This window comes from Burkholderia sp. APQ4-4ca (genome assembly GCF_057837105.1).
On sequence record NZ_JBYQCG010000052.1, the window covers coordinates 1 to 504 of the forward strand.

Consider the following 504-nt stretch of genomic DNA (forward strand, 5'->3'; position numbering starts at 1 on the left):
ATGCCGCGCCAGCCCTAAAGGCGATTTCAGCATTCAGGGTCTGGAGCAATGGTTCAGGCGTGCGGAACGAGCCGTACATGGTCGAACGCGGTCGAATTTCTGGCCGCGTCCGACGATTTAAACGCATTTACTGATTTACTCACTTACTCATCAGGCAGGTTCGCAACGTACTCCGTTAGAACCTCGGTGATCGTCTTACCGTGGCGCGCGGCATAAATTTTCAGCTTCGTATGCAGCTCGGGCGGAACTTGGAAATTAACCCGCTTCAAGCCAGCATCCTCTGCAAGACTGGCGAGGGTCGCCGCCTTATTTCTCGTCGCGCTCGGGCGACCAGCGCTCAAATTCAACTTACTCATCAACTCATGTCCTCAATAGCTCAAATGAGCTTGGCCTTCAGTTCATCAACTAAGGCTTTGACTTCGGCAGCTGCGTCGCCGGTCGGCTCTGTATCAAGGACTGTCGTCCCGACAGCCGCGGTGCCAGGGTAGCTCACACGCTGCGTGA

At 55.2% G+C, this 504-nt stretch carries 1 protein-coding gene; it reads right to left on the minus strand.

Annotation, left to right across the window (positions count from 1 at the left end; translation table 11 throughout):
• Positions 1-143: 143 nt before the first annotated feature.
• Positions 144-356, minus strand: a complete 213-nt coding sequence (locus tag AC3IFE_RS01635) for a plasmid partition protein ParG (RefSeq protein WP_060190443.1) — start codon at positions 354-356, stop codon at positions 144-146.
• Positions 357-504: the final 148 nt, after the last annotated feature.

Bases quoted from the DNA above. Each gene is read 5' to 3' on its own strand.
- AC3IFE_RS01635 (WP_060190443.1), bottom strand. From the start codon at position 356: ATGAGTAAGTTGAATTTGAGCGCTGGTCGCCCGAGCGCGACGAGAAAT.